This is a genomic window from Streptomyces sp. NPDC047043 (genome assembly GCF_040644055.1).
GTDB lineage: Bacteria > Actinomycetota > Actinomycetes > Streptomycetales > Streptomycetaceae > Streptomyces.
The window spans coordinates 59252-78104 of sequence record NZ_JBEYVO010000033.1 but is presented as its reverse complement, the minus strand read 5'-3'; the positions used below and the strand labels follow the sequence as shown (position 1 = coordinate 78104).

Below are 18853 nucleotides of genomic sequence, written 5' to 3'. Positions count from 1 at the left end.
TGGGACGATGACTTCCAGGCTCTAGGCGAAGTGGGGCATCCCGGCCGCCAGCAGCTCGAAGGCCCGCTCGGCCGCGGCCACCGCGTCCGGCCGCACCTCCTCCACCGACTCCCCGTCCACGATCCGCCGGAAGTTGTCCTGCGCGAGGATGCGCTGCACGGCGACGATCTGCCCGGCGGCGAGCCGCGCGTCCAGCCCACCGCCGAGGGCCTCGGCGAGCGCGGCCTCGGACCGCTCGAGGTAGCCGTACAGGCGGGCGACCAGGGCGGGAGTCCCGTAGAGGAGCGAGTGGAAGGCGAGCACCTGGGGGTGGTCGTTCAGCCCGGTGATGGGGTCGCACCGCTCCAGCCCGTCGAGGAAGTGCCGCCGCAGCGCGGCGAGGGGCTTCGCCTCGTCCGCCACCACCCGGGCGGCCTCGTCCTCGTGATCGGCGAAGCGGTGCAGGACGAGGTCCTCCTTGGCGGGGAAGTACCGGAAGAGGGTCGGTTTGGAGATCGCGGCCGCGGCGGCGATCTCCGCGACCGACACGGCGTCGAACCCCCGCTCCATGAACAGCCGGACGGCGATGTCGGAGACGTCCTGGTACATCCGCTGCCTCTTGCGCTCCCGCAGACCCATCTCAGCCATGGCGCGAGCCTACGCGCCGACCACTGCTTGACCTCAAGCGCGGTTGAGGCCGAAGACTGCCGACGAGTCCGTACGACGACTGGGGGCATGTGATGCGAGCAGCACAGGTGAAGGAGTTCGGCGGCCCGGAGGTCCTGGTCCCGGTGGACCTCCCGGACCCGGTGCCGGGCCCGGGCGAGGTACTGATCGACGTCGCCTACGCCGACACGATCTTCGTGGAGACCCAGGTGCGATCGGGCTGGGGCCGCGACTACTTCCCGGTGACGCCTCCGTACGTCCCCGGAGGCGGGGTCTCCGGAACGGTCACCGCGCTCGGTCCCGAGGTACCGGAGGAGTGGCTGGGCCGCCGGGTCACGTCGTTCGTCCAGGGCAGCTATGCGTCGCGGGCGGTGGCGGGGGTCTCGGGCCTGACGGTCGTACCGGAAGGCCTGGATCTGTTGACCGCGGCGGCTCTGGTGCATGACGGGGTGACGGCGGCGGGATTGATGGAGCTCACGGGGGTGGCGGCTGGGGAGCGGGTTCTGATCCTGGGCGCGTCGGGAGGTATGGGCACGCTGCTGGTGCAGTTGGCGCGTGGGCTCGGGGCTCGGGTGGTGGGACTGGCTCGGGGCGCGGAAAAGCTCGCACTGGTAAGCGAGTTGGGGGCGAGGGCCGCGGTGGATGTCTCCGGCGAGGGGTGGGTGGAACGGGCGCGGGAGGAGCTGGGCGGGGCTGCGGATGTGGTGCTGGACGGGGTGGGGGGTGAACTCGGGGCTGCCGCCTTTGCGTTGACGGTGGATGGCGGGCGCTTCTCGGCACATGGGGCGCCGACGGGTGGCTTCGCGGCGATCGACGGTGGGGAGGCGGCGCGGCGCGGGATCAAGCTGTTCGGGATCGGGGATGTGCAGTTCGGAGCGGCGGAAGTGCACCGGCTGACTTCACACGCCCTCGATGAAGCGGCGGCGGGGCGGCTGCGGCCGGTGGTCGGGGAGGTGTTTCCGCTGGGACGGGCGGCGCAGGCTCATGCGGCCGTGGAGAGCCGACGGCTGGTGGGGAAGGTGCTGCTGGAAGTGTGAACGGGTCCACGGCGTCGTCGCCTCTCAGTGGACCGCCCCCTGCCGCCATCGCGGCTCTACGGCAAGGTCCCACAGGTCGTCGAAGTGCTTGATCCATGTGGAAACGGCTGCCTCGGCGGCAGCCGTGCCCTCCCTGGACCAGACGTTGAGGTCCGTTCTGTACCCCTTGGGGTCGTAGTACTCCGGGCCCAGGTGGTTCAGGCGCATCCGGGCGGAGAGGTCGTACAGGCCGTGCAGGACCTGAACCCGGTTGAAGATGCATATCTTGTCGCGTGGAATGCCGGGGTAGCAGCGATACTCGCACTCCACCACCAGCCGCCCGGCGGCGGTGAGCCGCTCGGCGATGTCCGAGAGTATTCCGTCGTACTCCTGGCAGCGCTGTGACATGCGTTCCCGGAACACCGGGTCGTCCACCGGCCGCGAGTCGTCGCCGACCCTGGACGGCACGGTCATCGGCTCCCCGAACTCCGGAACCAGCATGCGCACCGAGACCTTGCGGATGGGGCCCGGGCTGTCGAAAAGATCCTCCAGGCGGTGGTACAGCTCGTTGTACAGCGTCTCCCCCGTGTAGCCGAGAAAGCTGATCTCCACCCGCCTCGCATGGAAGGCTTCGCTGACGAAGCTGCCCAACTGACTGGAGTTGACCAGGGCGCGCGACGGCACCCGCACCGACGAGGAGAGCTCACGTACCGCGTCGTACAGCACGTATCCGACCAGGCTGAGCAGAGCGCCACCGAGGAAGGCCTTGCCCTCCAAGGCGTCACCCACCGGTTTGACGAACTGCGCAGTCAGTCCCGTGACGAAGATGCCGAGCAGCAGGGCACGTGTCACCAGAGGCTCGAACCGGTCCTGATAGCGCTTCAGTTGCCGTCCCATGCGGGCTTCGGCCTGCCCGTTCCCCCGCTCGGCCATGCCCGCCCCTCCCCCCATCGGCCCGTCCGCCGGCTTTCATCTGCCCGCGTACATGCCCGCCTGTGGTGGAGTCATGGTCTACCTACGCCAGGGTGCGGGCAAGATAGGGGTTCGCCTCCGTGCGGACGCGCATCCCCAGGGAAGCAGTGGCTGCGGCCAGGGTCATCGCGTACGAGTCCACGGCGCGCTGCACGTTCGGGGCGTCGAGGCTCGCGCCCGTCACCAGACGGTCCAGATCGACGTAGGCAGATCGCACGATCTCGATCCGCCGGTAGACCTGCCAGTCCTGCCGCCAATTGGTCGTGTATTGGACTGGCAGCAGCCGTTCCCAACGGCGGAACATGCGTTCGCGGATCTCCGAACGGGTCGGCGTCAGGTGCATGTGGCGGACCAAGTCGTAGAGAGGGTCACCGACCAGGGCCATCTCCCAGTCGATGATGGTCAGGGCCAGCGAGTCGTCGCGGCGGACGAGGTTCCAGGGGTTCAGATCTCCGTGCAGCAGGGCCGGCGCCCGGTGGCTGACCGTGTGCCGGGCCAGAATCTGGGCCAACAGGTCTGCGCCTGGCAGCCCGAGAACACGGGCGAGTTGCTGCGACTCCTTCGGCAGTCCCCGCACCAGGGCCACCAGCTGATCGCTCAGCCAGCCAAAGAAACGTCCCTGGCCGGCGAGCGGGTCGACCTGAAGGTAGTCGACCTTCGTCAGAGCACAGAGCTGATCGACGAGTCTGTCCGCCTCGCGTGGAAGCAGACCATTCACCGGGTGGCTGGGCGGCCGGTGGATATGGCTGGGGCCTACATAGGTATGGATGGCGAATCGTGCGCCGTCATGACTCCAACCGAGTGCGAGGATCTTCGGAGCCGCCACCTCGACGTCCGACTTCTCGATGGCGCCCAGGACCGCATGCTCGCTGAGGAAGCCACGCTCACGTCGGCGCACACCGGGCACAACACGCCTCACCACGACGCAGGAGTCCACGCCAGGCACGCGCACCACCGTGTTGACATGCGCAGTTCCCTTGAACACCCTGCTGGCCGGTGCCGCACTCTCTGCCTGAAGTGCGTCACTCACTGCCTGGTGGGGGAAGTCGGTGCGCTCGAGAACCCGCTCGTCCCGATGCCAATCGGAGCCCGTGGCGTACAGGCTCAGACCACCGCTCGTGCGGGAGGCCCGCCACCGGAACAGGATCTGCTCGATCCTGTGTTCGCTCGGCACCTTCCCCAGCCGAAGCGGCTCCGCCGCGGCCTCCAGGGCGCGCCGCACCGCTTGTGTCGCCGCGTCCAAGCCCTTCTGGTCGATGGGGCCCTCAAGGGTCTTTGCCGCGCGCATCACGTCGGGATAGACGGACTGGGCCTGCTCGAAAGCGATGTAGTGACGCAGGTCCTCGCTCACGCCACTGGCTGCTGCCGGGCGGACCCGCTCCATGGCGTCCACCCACGCGTTCACGACCTCGTCCCGCTGGTGGCCCGGGTACTGCATCCGGACCAGGTGCGTCGCGAGGTCGTGCAGCGGATCGCCGTAGGTGGCCAGCTCCCAGTCCACGCAGATGAGGGGCGACTCACGGTCGTACGACATGATCAGGTTGTCGCGGTGCAGGTCAGCGTGCAACAGGCTGTAGGGACGCCTTGCCATGGTTGGAACCCGCTCGGCCAGCCGGATGAGGGCGTCCTCCGGGATGCCCAGTGCCGCGAACAAAGCCCCGAATTCAGGCCAGTTGGGCTCCCGGATCTGTACGTCCGCCATCCTCGCGAGCGTCTGAAGGAAGCCCTGGCTGTCCGTGTGGTCGACGGGCCAGATCGACGGCAGTGACGGCAGGTCCTCCACGCGCACCTGCGTCATCTCTGCGAGGAGGTCGGCCAGTGCTTTCATGAGCAGTGTGTCGACGGGCTTTCCATTCCCGCAGACACTCGAAAGAGGTACACCTTCCACATAGCTGTGGATCGCGAATCCTGCCCCTTGGAACAGACATTCCGGCACATTGGGCAGAACGCCCCTGATGGCCCGAAGAATCTCCGCTTCGTCCTGCCAGGTCCTGATCACTACAGGAAGCGCCTCGGTACGCCGGATACGCACAGTGACGGAAGTCCGGAGATCACGATTCAGCAACCGCGCCATGGGCGCGGTCAGCGGCAGCACGTAGTTCTGGTTGTGGAAGCCGTTGCTCGCCTGCCCCAACTTCCCCGCACGTGCCACGAACGCCTGGTAGATGTTCTCCGACGGCAGGCTGTTGGCGTGCGCCCTGGCCGCGACATGAGGGGCAGACTGCGTACCCACTGACCCTCCGGGTAATAGCTCGACAGGTGGCAAGAGACAACTGTGTTAACCGCAGCTTGATACACGACTCGACCAAAGTCACAGCTGAGTGGCCACAACGGGTGGTGGTGTGCCCCACTTCTGCATCTGGTCGCTCGAAGACTGGCATGTTTTTTGCCATCTCTTACGCATGAAAGCGAGCTGTTGCTCACCGGAGATTGCGGCATGCTAGCGCACCGATGTGTTGGCAACATTTCAGCCTCGCACAGCTTTCCATCACGCTGCGTGACTGTCACTCAGATACAGCCAACCGGTCCCACACCGAGTTGAACCAAACCTGCATGCTGTCGACGAAGATCGAGCCGGACGACTCGGCGTCGGCGTCTTTCAACTGATGCGTCAGCGTTGCTCCGAGGCCCAGGACGTCGAGAGCCGTGACGACCTCGCCGGAGTCCAGTTCCATCTGACGTTCGATCACTTCGTACATACCGTGCAGCACTTCGACGCCGTTGAGCAGATAGAGCTTGAAGGTCGGGATCAGCGGCGCATAACGGATCTGCACGTCGATGTCATTGACCAGCTTCTCCGTCTTCAGATCCTTCAGCAGCCCACGCAGGGAGTCCGTGTGCCGTTGCGTGATGGCGTGCAACCTCTGCAGCGGACGGAGGTCGTCCTTGTCGTCCTTGGCGCGCGGATAGGGAAGAACCAGAGCCCTGTCGGGCAGCAGCATGCGCAGAGCGATCCGCTGAGGCTTGATCACGCCTCCGTGAATGCGCTCCGCCTGCAGGCGGATGTGCGCATCCAGCGACTCGGACGTCAACGTGTAGACGTCCAAGGTGACTTCGGGCTGCTCGAACGCCTCACTGATGAGCGGCCCCAGCGTCATACCACGCCGTGTCCTGCTGGCCTTGGGTGTCGAGGACTGTATGCGCTGTGTCTTGATGACACGCGATCCGCTGCCCTGCCTCGACTCGATCCAGCCTTCGCTGGCCAGTTCCCGCAGGGCCCTCTGGATGGTGTCCCTGGAGACACCAAACTCCTCGGCCAGATCACGCTGCGAGGGAAGGAAGGAACCCCGCGCATACGTGCCGTCCGTCATCCTGGCGCGCAGTTCGTCAGAGACCCGCTGGAACTCCCTGCCGCCGCCATCGGCACTCTGGTGTCCATCCACGTCTTGAAACTACCGCCACCAGCCCACCGGCACACCACTTCCAGTCAACTGAACAACCCAGATTGGACTGGCGAGTTAAGGGATCAGAGCGACAGGGCAGACCAATCTCAAGCACCACAGTCCAATTGGACGGCTAGTTGATCGGTAAGCGGAAAGTGGAGGGTAGGTGGGGGGCATGCTTCTGATCCAAGTGCTCTGGGGACTCGCCCAATGGGCCCTCGGCATGACGGCGCAGACGCATCTGGGCGCGGTCGGCGTACTGCTCCTGTTGGTGATCGGCGCAAGCATCCGGGCACGACACACCAGGCTCGCCGTGGGGGCCGCGGTCCTGTTCGCGCTGCTGATGACTCAGGCCTGATTCCTGAGCAGCTTAAGGACCGACTCGAGCGAAGACACGATGTGCGTGGCGCCCGCGTCGCGCAACCGTTTCTCCTTGAACTCGTTACGCGCGTAGCCGAGAAACGGGACCTCGGCCCTTTGTGCGGCCTCGTAGTCCGAGGGTGTGTCGCCGATCATCAGAGCGGCGGACGGTGACGCGCCCATGGCGTTCAGCGCGCGGTTGAGGCAGTGCGGGTCCGGCTTGAGACGGTGGAGGTCCTGGGTGCGGCCGTAGATGTGGGGCGAGAAACAGGAGGTGAGTCCTCGGCCTTTCAGGTATCTGCGCACCACGCGTGGGGAGTTGTTGGTGGCGATGGCCAGACGCGAGCCGACCGCCGTCCAGGTGCGTATCAGGGGATCGGCGTAGGCCGTCGGCAACGCGGTGGTCGTCGCACGGAGTTCCTCCTGGGTGAGACGTTCCTCCAACTCCGCCACCAGGTCACTGCGCGGATGCCGGCGATCCACCGCGCGCAGGACGACGTGCGGGTCCAGGGACTCCAGTTCGGATTCCGTCAGCAAGCCGTGCAGGCCTTGGCCCTCGAGCCACCCGGCCAGTTCGATCGCCACCCGCTCCGCCGAATGACCGGCGAACAGCCGGCAGACCGGGCCGTCGAAGTCCCACAGCACGACGCGCGCGCGTGCGATCAGTTCTCGGAGCTTCTCCGTGTCGTTCTCGGTCTCTGCTGTCACCGGTTCAGTCTGCGTCGTATCACTAGTCACTAGGAGAGTGTCAGGTCCGTCGTGATGGTTTCCCAGAGGGCGTCGAACCACTTCTGGGATTCCTCCACGAATGCGGCGTCGCGCTGGCCGGCCCGCTTCTGGAAGGAGAAGAGGACCGACTGGGAGCCCAGCGTGTCGTACATCTCCAGCGTCTGGCTCTCGTACTCCGCCTCTCGCTCCGCAAGCACGTAATAGCCGATCAGTGCTTCCTTCCCGTTGAACAGGTACAGCTTGACCGGCGGCGTGAAGGGCAGGGCGCGGAAGGTTACGTGGACGTCGATGCCGTGCGTTTCCTGTAGCGCCAGCAGATTGTGTTGGAGCACCTGCGCCTGGGCGTTGCGGTTTCTCAGCCAGCGCTGATGGACCGGGTCGTCGTCGCCGCGCCCCTCAACCGGGACCGGGAAGGCGAGATTGATCTTCCGAGACGGGAGCAACACACGGACGTCGATCGATTCGGGACGGGCACGGCCCTCGTGGATCAGGCGGACCGACTGGCTCACTGCCGTCATGAAGCTCTCGGCCGTCAGACAGGCCGCGTCTATCCGCACGTGCTGCGCAGCCAACGCCTCGGACAGCCGCGGCGCGAGCGCCACCATCGTCGGCTGAGGCTCCCCGACGACCGGCGCCGGCTCCGCGATCCGCGGCGGGCTCCCCTTGCTCACATTCGTCAGGAGACCGTCCTCCTGGAGAACCCGCAGTGCCTGCCGGACCGTGCCGCGTTCCACGCCGAACTCGTCCGCCAGCTCGGCCTGTGTGGGCAGGCGGTCCCCCGCCTTGAGGTCGCCGCTGCGGATGCGGTCACGCAGGATGTCGGCGATCTCCTGGGGGGAGAGCCTTCTGCTGCCGTTCACTGCCACGTTCTCCTGGGTCACGACCAAACGCTACAACTCAGATCCATCTACGGGGAGTTGTTTGTGACTTGTTTATAGGTGGGAGCCAAGTGGGGATAACTTAGGTGGAGTTGGTTGCCAACTCGACCGAGTTGGCGGAAGGTTTGCTTCCTTGGAACCGCCTCGCCCCCACCGCCCCGTCCCGCCCACGAGCACGAAGCACGAAGGGGGAACACCATGCCTGCCCTCGCCCTCCTCTCCGCCGTCTTCGTCGTCGGCATCGAGCAGACCCTTCAGTGGAAGTACGGCGCCACCGGCATCATCGGCCTGCTGCTCCTCACCATAGGCATCAAGGCCAAGAACCCGGCCGTCAGCTCCATGGGGGCCGTGGTGCTCGCCCTACTGGTCGCGGGGCCCGCTCTATGAGCGCAAACCCCCTGGTCGGTGACTGTGGGAGACATCAGCTCGTGAGCGTCAGCTCCGAACTGATCGTCTCCCACAGTGCGTTGAACCACAGGTGGGACTGCTCCACGAACGTCGTGTCGCGCAGGCCGGCGCCCTGTTCGAAGGCGAACAGCATCGACTGGGTGCCCGTGGCGTCGTACATCTCCAGGTGCTCGTGGTCGATCTCCTCCTTGCGCCGCGTGAGCGTGTAGTACGCGAAGAGCGCCTCCATGCCGTTGAGCAGGTACAGCTTGACCGGCGGCGTGAAGGGCAGCGCGCGGAAGGTGACGTTGACGTCGATGCCGTGCGTGGCGCGCAGGGCCAGCAGGTTGTGCTGGAGCACCTGCCCCTGTGCGTTGCGGTGGGCCAGCCAGCGGCGCTGCAGCCGCCCGTCCGCCGAACTCTCCACCGGGGTGGGGAAGGCGAGGTCGATGTCGCGGCTCGGCAGCATCACGCGGACGTCGACCTTGGCCGGTTTCAGCTGTCCGGCGTGGATCTGGCGCAGCGGTTCGCCGATGGCGAGGGTCAGTGAGACCGAGGTCAGGCAGAGGGCGTCGACCTCGACGTGGGGGGCCGCGAAGGCGTCCGCGATACGCGGGGCCAGGGCCACCATGGTGGGCAGCGGCGGGGCCGCGGGGCCGGTCAGGGCCTTGGTCAGGCCCAGGTCGGGGGCGACGGTCGCGGGGGCGCCCTTCGACACATTGGTCAGCAGGTGCTCCGACTGCAGGATGCGCAGGGCCTGGCGTACGGCGCCGCGCTCGACGCCGAACTCGTCGGCCAGTTTGGCCTGCGTGGGCATGCGCTGACCCGGGCGCAGCGCACCCGAGCGGATGCGGGCGCGAAGCTCGTCGGCCACCTCTCGATGTGACTTCTGTGGCCGCTGTGACCTCTTCCGTCCATTGACGGAGGCGTGTTTCGGGTCCACAACCAAACACTACAACTTCCCGCCATCTTTTGGCAGTTCTCGGGAAGGTGGTTATAAGCCGCTTCCAAGCGGAGATAAGCAGAGTGAAGTTGGTCGCCAACTTGAGCAACATGGTCAAACTTCCGGAGGGTTGGCCGCAACCAGGGGTCCGCCTCCCCGTCCCGAAGGAGGGACCGTCATGCCGCTCGTCGCCCTCGTAGTCGCCGCCCTCGCCATCGGATTCGAGCAGCTCATCCAGTGGAAGTACGGGCCGATGGGCATCATCGCCTTCATCGCGCTCACCATCGGGCTCAAGGCCAAGAACACCGCCATCAGCGGACTCGGAGCGATCATTCTCGTGATGCTGCTCGCCCAGTCGAACTGAACCCAGGATCCGGCTGGCCGGGCTCCCTTCCGGAGGGGAGCCGGGAGCCCGGCCAGTCTGCACCAAACGCACAGCCACAACTCAACATCGACAACTGAACAGCAGCGCAAGCTGCACCCGGCACAGCCACAACTGAACAGCCCGACCTCAACACCCACAACTGAAGAGCACAGCTACGGATGAGTCATCAACCGCCGTCGACAGGAAGGGGCTTCAGAACATGTCCGGGCACCAAGGTCGCCTGGACGTACGCAGCAGGGCGTCGGCCACTCGGGCGGCGCCCGCTCGTTCTTCCCGCACCAGGCCCAGCGCCGCCAGCCGCACCGCCGACTCGTCACCCAGCCACAGCCGCGCCAACTCGCCCACATCCAAGGCGAGTTCGGCGCTCTCGGTCGTGGGCGTGCACGACGCACCCTGCGCCGAGGCCTCCAGCCGGTAGCGGCCGCCCGCGAACCCGGCACGGTCGGCGACCTCCAGCACCAGCGAACCCGCACCCTCGTACATGCGCGACTCCAGCGCCCGTACGACATCCAGGATCCGCACCCACAGCCAGTCCGACTGCGTGGTGATGCGGGCGGCCCTCGGGTCCGGCAGGAACAGCGGGAGCAGGTCGTCCGGGGCCCGCGGGCCGCTCTTGACCTGCGTGACCCAGTCGATCGAGCAGAGGTAGAGCCACAGGGCGCGCTCGGCGGCCGGCGTGGCCGCGATCAGCCCCTGCACGGTCGCCGTGTCCAACGGCTGCTTGCCGTCACCCCACTTGTCGTCCACCTCGTACGCCACGAGTCCCTCGACCGTGCCGTCCGCCGCGCGGTACAGGGCGAAATACGGCTCGGTCCACTTCGGGAAGACGCGCACGGCACCCGTGTTGAGCTGCCACCACCAGTCGTCCCGGCTGACGACGCCGGGGGTGGCGCGGCGGACGCGGTCGTGGAGTTCGGGGCCGAGTTTGCGTACGTCCGCGGCGTCCACGACGTCGATACGGCCGCCGTCGTCCGGGCCGGACCAGCGCGGGTCGAGGCCGGCGCGCGGCACGTCGACGGTCCACTCGGCGGCCGAGGTGGCGGCCCCGAAGCCGTAGCGGCCGTAGATCGGGTACTCGGCGGCGATCAGCGTGGCCACGGCGTCCCCGCGGTCCCGGGCCGCCTCGAGGTCCCGGTTCATCATGCGGGTGAGCAGGCCGCGGCGGCGGTGGGTGGCGGTGACGGTGACGCCGGAGATCGCGTCGGCGCAGACGAGGCCGCCGCCGACCGCGGTGACCTCCTGGGCGAAGGACCGGAACGTCGCCACGCAGCGGGCTCCGTCGAAGGCGCCGAGATAGCGGCCGGGTTCGAACTGCGTGCTGCGGGCCTCGAGTTCCTCGTCGGAGACGCTGGGCTCACGCAGGAAGCCGGCATGCACTGCGCGGAGCCACTCGGGGAGCTCTGCCTCGGTGATCGGGCGGACGTCTATGTCGGAGCGCGCGCGGGTCATGGGATCACGGTAGGTGTACGGCGTATGGGGTGTCGCGGGGATTTTCCCGCTCGCCGAAGCCGCCGAACGCCCGAAGCCGCCGATCATCCGAAGCGGCCGATCATCCGAGCCACCGATCACCGGAAGCCGCCGATCACCGCGTCGTACATACCCGAAGATCAGAACACCGCCCTGATCTCCCCCACCTCCCGTCCGCCCCCGAGCACCGGCGCCCTCCCGATCCGCGCCACCACCGGCCCGTCGACGCCCAGCAGCTCCAGCACCCGCCCCAGCACCGGTCCCAGCGCCCGCCCGGCCCCGTCCTCCACCTTGAACGCGATCGCCCGGCCGTCCGGCAGGGCCACCGCCTGGACCGCCTCCGCGCCCATCTTCGACAGGGCGCCCGGCAGCCCGCGCATGACCCAGGTGTCGGGCCGCCGGTTGCCGGCCACGTACTCGGGATGCGCGCGCATGGCGTCGGCGACGCGGCGCTCCGGCGACCCGGGGGCCGCGAGCACGAAGGAGCGGTAGGCGCGGGCGAGGCCGGTGAGGCTGATCGCCATCAGCGGGGCACCGCACCCGTCCGTACCGACGGCGGCGACGCGCTCACCCGCAGCTTCCTCCACAACCCTGTGGATGAGCTGCTGCAGCGGGTGGGCCGGGTCGAGGTAGCTCTCCAGCGGCCAGTCCCGGTACGCCGACGCCGCGAGCATCGCCGCGTGCTTGCCCGAGCAGTTCATGGCGACCCGGGAACGCGTCTCGCCCGACGCCAGGTACGCCTCCTGCTCCTGCGCGTCCAGCGGCAGGGCGGGCGGGCACTGCAGCTGCCCCTCGTCCAGACCGTGCTCGGCGAGCATCTTCCGTACCAGGTCACGGTGGAAGAGCTCCCCGGAGTGGCTGGCCGCGGCCAGCGCCAGCCGCTCCCCCGCCAGCTCCAACCCCGCCCGCAGCGCGCCCGCCGCCTGCATCGGCTTGTTGGCGGAGCGCGGGAAGAAGGGCGAGATCACGTCCCCGAGGGCCAGCTCCACCGCCCCGTCGGCGCCCAGCACCACCAGACTGCCCCGATGCCGGCCCTCGACGAACCCGGAACGTACGACTTCGCAGAGGACCGGCGGTATGGCGGGCTGGGACACGGCGGCGGTCCTCCGAAGGCGTCACGACGGCGGGGTCAGGTCAGCAGGTCGTCGACCTGCGCTTCCCCCTCACGGTAGCGCCGCGCGATCTCCCCGCTGCAGTCGTCCGTCGTGCGCTGCAGCCGCTGCCGGCAGCGGGAGACCTGCTGCTCGTACCGCACGAGCCGGCCCATCGCGGTGTTCAGCTCCAGGTCTGTACGGGCGTCCAGGTCGGAGAGCTCGACCTCGGCGAGCATCTCCGCGGCCAGCCGCCGGTACTCCTCGCTGTGCGGGGTTCCCAGCGTCACATGGCGGGCCGAGGAGCGGTGCCGGGCCGGGGCGTCCGTCAGGATCTCCGGGAGCCGGTCGACCACCGACGCCTCGCCGAGGCCCTGGTCAGGGGCCCCCGCGTCCACCACGGACGCCGGCCGGCGGCGCGCCAGCTCCGCGCGCAGGATGTCGATCCGCCCCTGCAGCAGCCGCCGTACATAACTGAGATCGGCCTCGTCGCGCTGGGCGTCCCGGCGCAGGGTGCGCAGCTCGGGCAGGCTGAGCACCGTCAGGTCGTGCTCGGGCGGATCGGCGGGCGGCTGCGGCGCCTCGCTGTCCGTGCGTTGAACGGGCGGCCGGCATGTCTCCAGCCGCCCGGTACTCGGTGTGCTCATGTGCCTCTACCGTCCCCTCGACCGGCGTGTGGAAGCATCGTGCCACCCCAAGTGGCCGCTATGTGACCGAGTGCCCCCGATCGGCCCCAGATGGGGGGTTAAGGATCAATAAGAAGCCTCGTGCGATCTCCCGCGAAGCCCCGTGCGGTCCGCCGCGAACAGCCCGGCATGATGGTCGTATGCGAGCAGTGGTGCAGAGGGTGGACGGCGCGAGCGTCGTCGTGGACGGCGATACGGTCGGGGAGATCATCGGCGAGGGCCTGTGCGTCCTCGTCGGCGTGACCCACGAGGACACCAAGGAGAAGGCGGCCCAACTGGCCCGCAAACTCTGGTCGATCCGCATGCTGGACGACGAGAAGTCGTGCAGCGACATCGACGCCCCGCTGCTCGTGATCAGCCAGTTCACGCTCTACGGGGATGCCCGCAAGGGCCGCCGCCCCACCTGGAACGCGGCTGCCCCCGGCGACGTTGCCGAGCCCCTGGTCGACGAGGTCGTGGCCCAGCTGCGCTCTCTCGGAGCGACGGTGCAGACGGGCCGCTTCGGCGCGAAGATGCGGGTGTCGCTGACGAACGACGGCCCGTTCACCGTCCTCCTCGAAATCTGAACCCCTAGGGTTCTACGACGACTTCCTGGGCGGCCGCCGTGTCCCCCGCCACCAGCCGTGCGTCCAGCGGCACGTTCCGCTTCACCAGGGCGAGGGCGACCGGGCCCAGTTCGTGATGGCGTACGGACGTGGTGATGAAGCCGATCTTGCGGCCGTCGGGGTCCTCGTCGGCGAGGCGGATCTCCGTGCCGGGGGTGGGGAGATGGACCTCGCTGCCGTCCAGGTGGAGGAAGACGAGGCGGCGGGGCGGCTTGCCCAGGTTCTGCACGCGGGCCACCGTCTCCTGCCCCCGATAGCACCCCTTCTGCAGATGCACCGCGGAGCCGATCCAGCCCAACTCGTGCGGGATGGTTCGGTGGTCGGTCTCGAAGCCGAGGCGCGGGCGGTGGTTCTCCACCCGCAGCGCCTCGTACGCCAGGATCCCGGCCGGCGGTCCGGCCTTCTCGGCGTACGACTCGAGGTCCGCGCGCGGCAGGAACAGATCGCGGCCGTACGCCGTCTCACGTACGACGACGCCCTCCGGGACCTCGGCGATCGAACCGGCGGGCAGGTGCACGACCGCGAACTCGGCCGTCCGGTCGGCGACTTCGACCTTGTAGAAGAACTTCATCGACTCCAGGTACGCGATCAGCGCGTCCTGGGTGCCCGGCTCCACGTGCGCCCAGACCGTCTCGCCGTCGTCGACCAGGTAGAGCGCGTGCTCGATGTGGCCGTGCGCGGAGAGGATCAGCGCCTCGGTGGCCTGACCGGTCGGAAGATCGCTGACGTGCTGGGTGAGCAGCAGGTGCAGCCAGCTCAGGCGGTCCTCGCCGGAGACGGTGACGACACCGCGGTGCGAGAGGTCGACGAAGCCGGTGCCGTCGGCGAGAGCGCGCTGCTCGCGGAACAGTTCTCCGTAGTGGGCGGCTACGCCTTCGTCCACGCCCTCGGCGGGGACGGCGCCGGGCAGGGACAACAGAGGGCTCTTCATACACCTAGCCTACGACTCGGTAGTTGAACTCTTCAGCGAAGTCTTCTGGGCGCAGTCCTTGCACCGGCCGAAGATCGCGAAGTGCTTCATGTCCGTGTCGAAGCCGAACTCCTTCCGCAGCTTGGCGGTGAACTCGGCGGCCACGCTCACATCCGCCTCGATCACGTTCGTGCAGTCGCGGCAGACGAGGTGGATGTGGTGGTGCCGGTCCGCGAGGTGGTACGTCGGAGCGCCGTGCCCCAGGTGGGCGTGGCTGACCAGCCCGAGCTCCTCCAGGAGCTCCAGGGTGCGGTACACGGTGGAAATGTTGACCCCCGACGCCGTCTTCTTCACTTCCGTGAGGATGTCGTCGGGGGTCGCGTGCTCGAGGGTGTCCACTGCTTCGAGGACAAGCTGTCGCTGCGGCGTCAGCCGGTAGCCGCGCTGCCTGAGGTCGCTCTTCCAGTCGGTGCTCACCACACCGACGAGTCTAGGCCCACTCGGACGAACGTCTGCTTGAAGAAGCCGAACGCCTACTTGAAGAAGGCGATGCCGTCGTCCGGCATGTCGTCCGGCAGGGCCTTGGCCCAGCGCTCGACGTCCTCCGGGGTGACGACCTTCTTCAGGTGGGCCGACATGTAGGGGCGCAGCTCGACCTCGGGGGTCTGCTTCTCGCCGACCCACATCAGGTCGCTCTTGACGTAGCCGTACAGGCGCTTGCCGCCGGTGTACGGGCCGGAGGCCGCCGTGCGCGCCACCGCGTCCGTGACCAGGTCGATCTGCGGCTTCTTGTCGGCGAGCTCGCCGTACCAGACCTCGACGACCCCGTCGTTGCGCACCATGGTGACCTCGACCTTGCGTTCGGCGTCGATGCGCCAGAAGCCGGACTCGGACTCCAGGGGGCGGACCTTGTTCCCGTCGTTGTCCAGGACCCAGGTGTGGGAGTGGTACTCCAGGAAGTCCCGGCCGTCGTGGGTGAAGGTGACCTCCTGCCCGAAGTTGCACTTCTCGGAGCCGGGGAAGTCGTGCACGCCCGCGCCGGCCCAGTTGCCGAGCAGGAAGGCGAGCGGGACGAGCTCCTTGTGGAGGTCGGACGGGATCTCGATCATGAGTGGCGGTTCCTAGACGGGGGTCAGCGCTGGCCCTGGTACAGCTTCTTCACGGTCAGCCCGGCGAAGGCGAGGACGCCGACGCAGACCAGGACCAGCAGGGCTTCGAAGAATGCCTCAAGCACGGGGTGCTCCTTGGTTGAGCGAGGGTTGGCAGTACACAAGAGCCGGGCCCCACTCTAGTCGGGTGGGGTCCGGCTCTCCTCGTGAGGTAGGCCCTACGGGGGTCACCCCAACAGCTGGCTCTGCAGGATCACCGTCTGCCGGAAGGGGACGGGCTGCGCGGTGCCCTTCCGGGACTGCACGATCACCCCGAGGACATCGCCGGCGGACAGGTAGGCCTGCCGGACCATCTCGGCGCCGTACGGCTTGGTCTCGACGTACGCGGAGTACGGGACCTCCTCGACCCGGGCCTGAGGCGCGAAGCCCTCGTCGTTGACGGAGGAACCGGCGCCGCGCAGCTGGTAACCGGGGCTGCTGTACGGGGCGATGTCGGAGGAGAACATGTCGTCCACGACGGCCGCGGTGTCGAAGTGCAGCAGGTAGATGCGGGTGTGCGTGCCGTCGGGGGTGGTCCAGCCGCGGGCTGCGATGTGCCGCAGACCGTTGTCCACGAACTTCTGCCGCAGCGTCTCGCGCTCGTCCTTCTGCGCGTACTCCGCGAGGAAGTCCTTCGTCGCCAGCCAGCCGTCCTTGCCGCTCAGGGCCTTGTCCTCGGTCGCCCCCTTGGGCGCGGGCAGCACGAGGGCGCGCAGGTCGGCGTAGTGGGCGCCGGCCTTGTTGTCCTCGGCGAAGGGCCCGGGGCTGCCGGACGGCAGCGGCGGCTTGGTGAGCGTCGGGTAGTCCCAGCGCCCGTCCGACTCGGTCTTCAGACCCGGTACGTCCGTCCGTTCCATGCCCGTGATCCCGTACGCCGTCCCCGCCCCGGCCGCCGCGAACACCACGACGGCCGCGGTCCAGCGCAGCACGGCGCGCAGGACCCGGCGGTCCTTCTTCGGCGCGGGCTGCGGTACGAGGGGTGCGGCGTCCGGCATCGGGGGCACCTCGGTGTGCTGCTGCTCGGTCATACCGCCTCCCCCGGCTCGGCGATGCGGTCGAGCTGTTCCTTCAGCAGCATCGCGATTCCTGTCTTCTGCAGCGGCTTGGCGCTGCTTGCGGTGAGGGTGACCAGGACGTCGCCCTGGTAGGCGGAGCAGTACATCGCGTCGAGCTTCTCTTTGGCGTCCGCGGGCGGCAGGAAGCACCGGGCGTTCTTGTGGCCCTCGATCCGCGGGCCGTCGCGGAAGACGCCGAGGGCGTCCAGGAACTCGTTCTGGAACTCCGAGATGTTCCGCACGGCCGCCTTGTTGTCCATCTGGGCCAGCTGGACGGAGACGGTGGACGCCTTGTTCGTGTACACGGAGGACGTCTCGTCCGTGCTGACGTAGCTGCGCATCGCCATGCCCTTGATGCGCTCCTTGTCGATCTGCTTCTCCAGCCGCTTGCGCTGCGAACGGGGCAGGTCGCTCAGCGACTCCTTGCGCAGCGCCGTGGCCTCGGCACCGCTGAGCTGCGCGTCCGAGCCGAACTCCGCGATGTCGGGCCCGCGGCTCCAGCCGTCGGCGCCGTACGGCACGAGCATCGCGGCGAGCCCCTTGGGGGCGGCCGCCTTCGCGTCCTTCGCCTTGTCCGCGGGGAACTTCCACACCGGGGCGCCCGCGTCGCGGTCGGCGCCGTTCACGGTGACGACGGTGGTGACGACACCGACGACGACGGCCACGGCGAGCAGCACGGACCCGGCGACGGCGGCGACACGACCGAGGCGGACGGGCGGCTTGGCGGGCACGGCGAAGGGCGCCGCGGCGAAGCCGGGGGCCATGTCGGGCGTCACGAACTCGACCGGGCCGACCGCACCCACCAACTGCTCGTCACCCACCGGCAGCGCGCTCTGGTCCGGCTGCCGGCTCTGGTCCGTCAGCTCGTTCCGGTCCGGCTGCTCGTTCCGGTTCTCGCTCACAGCCGCTCCATCTGCCGCTTTGCCAGGTCCATGATCTTCGCCTTGGGGACGGGCTTGGTGTCCCAGATGAAGATCTCCACGGAGATGTCGCCGCGCCAGGCGAAGGCCTCCGCGCTGTACTGCGGCAGATAGCCGGCCTCGGTGCGGGGCCGGGAGTGCACATAGGCCTCGCCGTCCCCGGTGCCCGCGATCGACCAGTTGTCGGTGCCGGCCTTGGTGTCCGCCCAGTACTCGTTGTTGTCGTTGGCGTCGGCGGCCTCGCGGCCCTCCTCCTGCCGGTACTGGATCAGCCGGATCTCCACGTCGTAGTTGCCGCTCTCCCAGCCGGTGACGGCGGCCCGGCGGAACTCGCTGCCGACGAGGTCGCCGAACATGCCGGCCGGCTTGGTGTACGTCTCCGCGTAACCGGCCAGGTCCATCCAGCCGTCGGAGCTGGTCAGCCAGTCGGCGTTCTTCGTGCCGGCCGGCTTCTTGAGCAGCAGCTTGCGCAGGTCGCCGTCGGTCCTCACGCGGCGGTCCTGCGCGGCCGACAGCGGTTCGGGGCCGTTGCCCTTGCTCTGGGCCAGCTTCGGCTGGGACAGCGACGGCAGCCTGGTCGGCTCGCGGTCGGCCTGGACGACGTAGCCGACACAGGTGCCGGCGACGACGCCGAGGACCGCGGCACCGGCGATGAGCAGGGTGGTGCGGCCACGGCGCCGGGGCCGGGGCGGCTCGGCGGCAGGATCAACGGGTACAGCGGCCGGATCAACCGGCACAACCGGCGCACCTGGCACAACCGGTGCGTCGGCCACCTCTTCGGGTACTTCCAAGACGTCCCCCCACAGAACGTGAAGCGCGCATTCCATATGCGCGCTCACAGGAGACTCACTGCCGGGGGTCGGAGTTGTAAGGGAGTTGATTACGATTCGGCCATGGCGAAGAAGCTCGTGATCAAGGTGACGGCGGGCGCCGATGCGCCCGAGCGGTGCTCGCAGGCGTTCACGGTGGCGGCGGTGGCCGTGGCCAGCGGTGTCGACGTCTCCCTCTGGCTGACCGGCGAGTCCGCTTGGTTCGCGCTGCCGGGCCGGGCCGCCGAGTTCGAGCTGCCGCACGCGGCCCCGCTGCCCGATCTGCTCGACTCGGTCCTCGCAGCCGGCCACGTCACGCTGTGCACCCAGTGCGCGGCCCGCCGGGACATCACGGAGAAGGACGTCATCGAGGGCGTACGGATCGCGGGGGCGCAGGTCTTCGTCCAGGAGGCGCTGGGGGACGAGACGCAGGCGCTGGTGTACTGAGCCGGGAAGCCTTCCCC

At 68.3% G+C, this 18853-nt stretch carries 22 protein-coding genes; 6 read left to right on the top strand and 16 right to left on the bottom strand.

Annotated features, from left to right (window positions below; all coding sequences use genetic code 11):
- Positions 1 to 21: 21 nt before the first annotated feature.
- Positions 22 to 627, bottom strand: a complete 606-nt coding sequence (locus ABZ880_RS41300) for a TetR family transcriptional regulator (RefSeq protein WP_361274514.1) — start codon at positions 625 to 627, stop codon at positions 22 to 24.
- A gap of 107 nt (positions 628 to 734) precedes the next feature.
- Between ABZ880_RS41300 and ABZ880_RS41295 the strand changes: the two genes are divergently transcribed.
- A complete protein-coding gene (locus tag ABZ880_RS41295; protein WP_361274511.1) occupies positions 735 to 1682 on the top strand; it encodes a zinc-binding dehydrogenase in 948 nt (315 codons plus the stop codon).
- Positions 1683 to 1706: 24 nt separating this feature from the next.
- Here ABZ880_RS41295 and ABZ880_RS41290 read toward each other — a convergent pair whose 3' ends face one another.
- From ABZ880_RS41290 to ABZ880_RS41280, 3 genes are all read right to left on the bottom strand, one after another.
- Positions 1707 to 2594 carry a hypothetical protein gene (locus ABZ880_RS41290; RefSeq protein WP_361274509.1) on the bottom strand — a complete coding sequence of 296 codons (888 nt, stop codon included), beginning with the start codon at positions 2592 to 2594 and terminating at the stop codon, positions 1707 to 1709.
- Positions 2595 to 2676: 82 nt separating this feature from the next.
- The gene (locus ABZ880_RS41285) at positions 2677 to 4707 is read right to left on the bottom strand and encodes an aminoglycoside phosphotransferase family protein (protein WP_361274692.1); all 2031 of its coding nucleotides are present in this window, start codon (positions 4705 to 4707) and stop codon (positions 2677 to 2679) included.
- Positions 4708 to 5137: 430 nt separating this feature from the next.
- Entirely contained in the window at positions 5138 to 6016 is an 879-nt protein-coding gene (locus ABZ880_RS41280; protein WP_361274506.1) for a winged helix-turn-helix domain-containing protein, read from the bottom strand.
- Between the two features lie 175 nt (positions 6017 to 6191).
- Between ABZ880_RS41280 and ABZ880_RS41275 the strand changes: the two genes are divergently transcribed.
- Complete coding sequence (locus ABZ880_RS41275) at positions 6192 to 6374, top strand: hypothetical protein (protein WP_361274504.1); 183 nt, start codon at positions 6192 to 6194, stop codon at positions 6372 to 6374.
- On the opposite strand, the gene ABZ880_RS41270 is transcribed toward ABZ880_RS41275, so the two are convergent.
- Both ABZ880_RS41270 and ABZ880_RS41265 read right to left on the bottom strand, forming a co-directional pair.
- A complete protein-coding gene (locus tag ABZ880_RS41270; RefSeq protein ID WP_361274502.1) occupies positions 6365 to 7084 on the bottom strand; it encodes an HAD family hydrolase in 720 nt (239 codons plus the stop codon). The genes ABZ880_RS41275 and ABZ880_RS41270 overlap by 10 nt on opposite strands.
- A gap of 29 nt (positions 7085 to 7113) precedes the next feature.
- Positions 7114 to 7992, bottom strand: coding sequence for a winged helix-turn-helix domain-containing protein (locus ABZ880_RS41265; RefSeq protein ID WP_361274499.1), 879 nt, complete (start codon positions 7990 to 7992; stop codon positions 7114 to 7116).
- A 189-nt stretch (positions 7993 to 8181) separates the two neighbouring features.
- On the opposite strand from ABZ880_RS41265, the gene ABZ880_RS41260 reads away from it, so the two are divergent.
- Entirely contained in the window at positions 8182 to 8370 is a 189-nt protein-coding gene (locus tag ABZ880_RS41260) for a hypothetical protein (RefSeq protein ID WP_361274496.1), read from the top strand.
- A gap of 34 nt (positions 8371 to 8404) precedes the next feature.
- Here the strand turns inward: ABZ880_RS41260 and ABZ880_RS41255 are convergent, their stop codons facing one another.
- The gene (locus ABZ880_RS41255; protein WP_361274493.1) at positions 8405 to 9319 is read right to left on the bottom strand and encodes a GntR family transcriptional regulator; all 915 of its coding nucleotides are present in this window, start codon (positions 9317 to 9319) and stop codon (positions 8405 to 8407) included.
- A gap of 172 nt (positions 9320 to 9491) precedes the next feature.
- Between ABZ880_RS41255 and ABZ880_RS41250 the strand changes: the two genes are divergently transcribed.
- Entirely contained in the window at positions 9492 to 9677 is a 186-nt protein-coding gene (locus ABZ880_RS41250) for a hypothetical protein (RefSeq protein ID WP_361274491.1), read from the top strand.
- 213 nt (positions 9678 to 9890) lie between these two features.
- On the opposite strand, the gene ABZ880_RS41245 is transcribed toward ABZ880_RS41250, so the two are convergent.
- From ABZ880_RS41245 to ABZ880_RS41235, 3 genes are all read right to left on the bottom strand, one after another.
- The gene (locus ABZ880_RS41245; protein WP_361274488.1) at positions 9891 to 11147 is read right to left on the bottom strand and encodes a GNAT family N-acetyltransferase; all 1257 of its coding nucleotides are present in this window, start codon (positions 11145 to 11147) and stop codon (positions 9891 to 9893) included.
- 158 nt (positions 11148 to 11305) lie between these two features.
- On the bottom strand, positions 11306 to 12259 hold the full coding sequence (locus ABZ880_RS41240) for an asparaginase (protein ID WP_361274486.1): 954 nt from the start codon (positions 12257 to 12259) through the stop codon (positions 11306 to 11308).
- A 35-nt stretch (positions 12260 to 12294) separates the two neighbouring features.
- Complete coding sequence (locus ABZ880_RS41235) at positions 12295 to 12903, bottom strand: aerial mycelium formation protein (protein ID WP_361274485.1); 609 nt, start codon at positions 12901 to 12903, stop codon at positions 12295 to 12297.
- A 179-nt stretch (positions 12904 to 13082) separates the two neighbouring features.
- On the opposite strand from ABZ880_RS41235, the gene dtd reads away from it, so the two are divergent.
- Positions 13083 to 13508, top strand: coding sequence for a D-aminoacyl-tRNA deacylase (dtd, locus tag ABZ880_RS41230; protein ID WP_361274482.1), 426 nt, complete (start codon positions 13083 to 13085; stop codon positions 13506 to 13508).
- A gap of 4 nt (positions 13509 to 13512) precedes the next feature.
- Here dtd and ABZ880_RS41225 read toward each other — a convergent pair whose 3' ends face one another.
- From ABZ880_RS41225 to ABZ880_RS41200, 6 genes are all read right to left on the bottom strand, one after another.
- Positions 13513 to 14478, bottom strand: a complete 966-nt coding sequence (locus ABZ880_RS41225) for a folate-binding protein (protein WP_361274480.1) — start codon at positions 14476 to 14478, stop codon at positions 13513 to 13515.
- 9 nt (positions 14479 to 14487) lie between these two features.
- Complete coding sequence (locus tag ABZ880_RS41220; RefSeq protein ID WP_361274478.1) at positions 14488 to 14937, bottom strand: Fur family transcriptional regulator; 450 nt, start codon at positions 14935 to 14937, stop codon at positions 14488 to 14490.
- Positions 14938 to 14990: 53 nt separating this feature from the next.
- Positions 14991 to 15566 carry an FABP family protein gene (locus ABZ880_RS41215; RefSeq protein ID WP_361274475.1) on the bottom strand — a complete coding sequence of 192 codons (576 nt, stop codon included), beginning with the start codon at positions 15564 to 15566 and terminating at the stop codon, positions 14991 to 14993.
- A 227-nt stretch (positions 15567 to 15793) separates the two neighbouring features.
- Entirely contained in the window at positions 15794 to 16633 is an 840-nt protein-coding gene (locus ABZ880_RS41210; protein ID WP_361274472.1) for a hypothetical protein, read from the bottom strand.
- Positions 16630 to 17424: a hypothetical protein gene (locus ABZ880_RS41205; RefSeq protein WP_361274690.1), complete on the bottom strand. Its 795-nt coding sequence runs from the start codon at positions 17422 to 17424 to the stop codon at positions 16630 to 16632. Before ABZ880_RS41205 ends, ABZ880_RS41210 begins: the two co-directional genes overlap by 4 nt.
- Before the next feature lie 134 nt (positions 17425 to 17558).
- Entirely contained in the window at positions 17559 to 18317 is a 759-nt protein-coding gene (locus ABZ880_RS41200) for a hypothetical protein (protein WP_361274470.1), read from the bottom strand.
- A gap of 156 nt (positions 18318 to 18473) precedes the next feature.
- On the opposite strand from ABZ880_RS41200, the gene ABZ880_RS41195 reads away from it, so the two are divergent.
- Positions 18474 to 18836, top strand: a complete 363-nt coding sequence (locus ABZ880_RS41195) for a DsrE family protein (protein WP_361274467.1) — start codon at positions 18474 to 18476, stop codon at positions 18834 to 18836.
- The last annotated feature ends 17 nt before the right edge of the window (positions 18837 to 18853 follow it).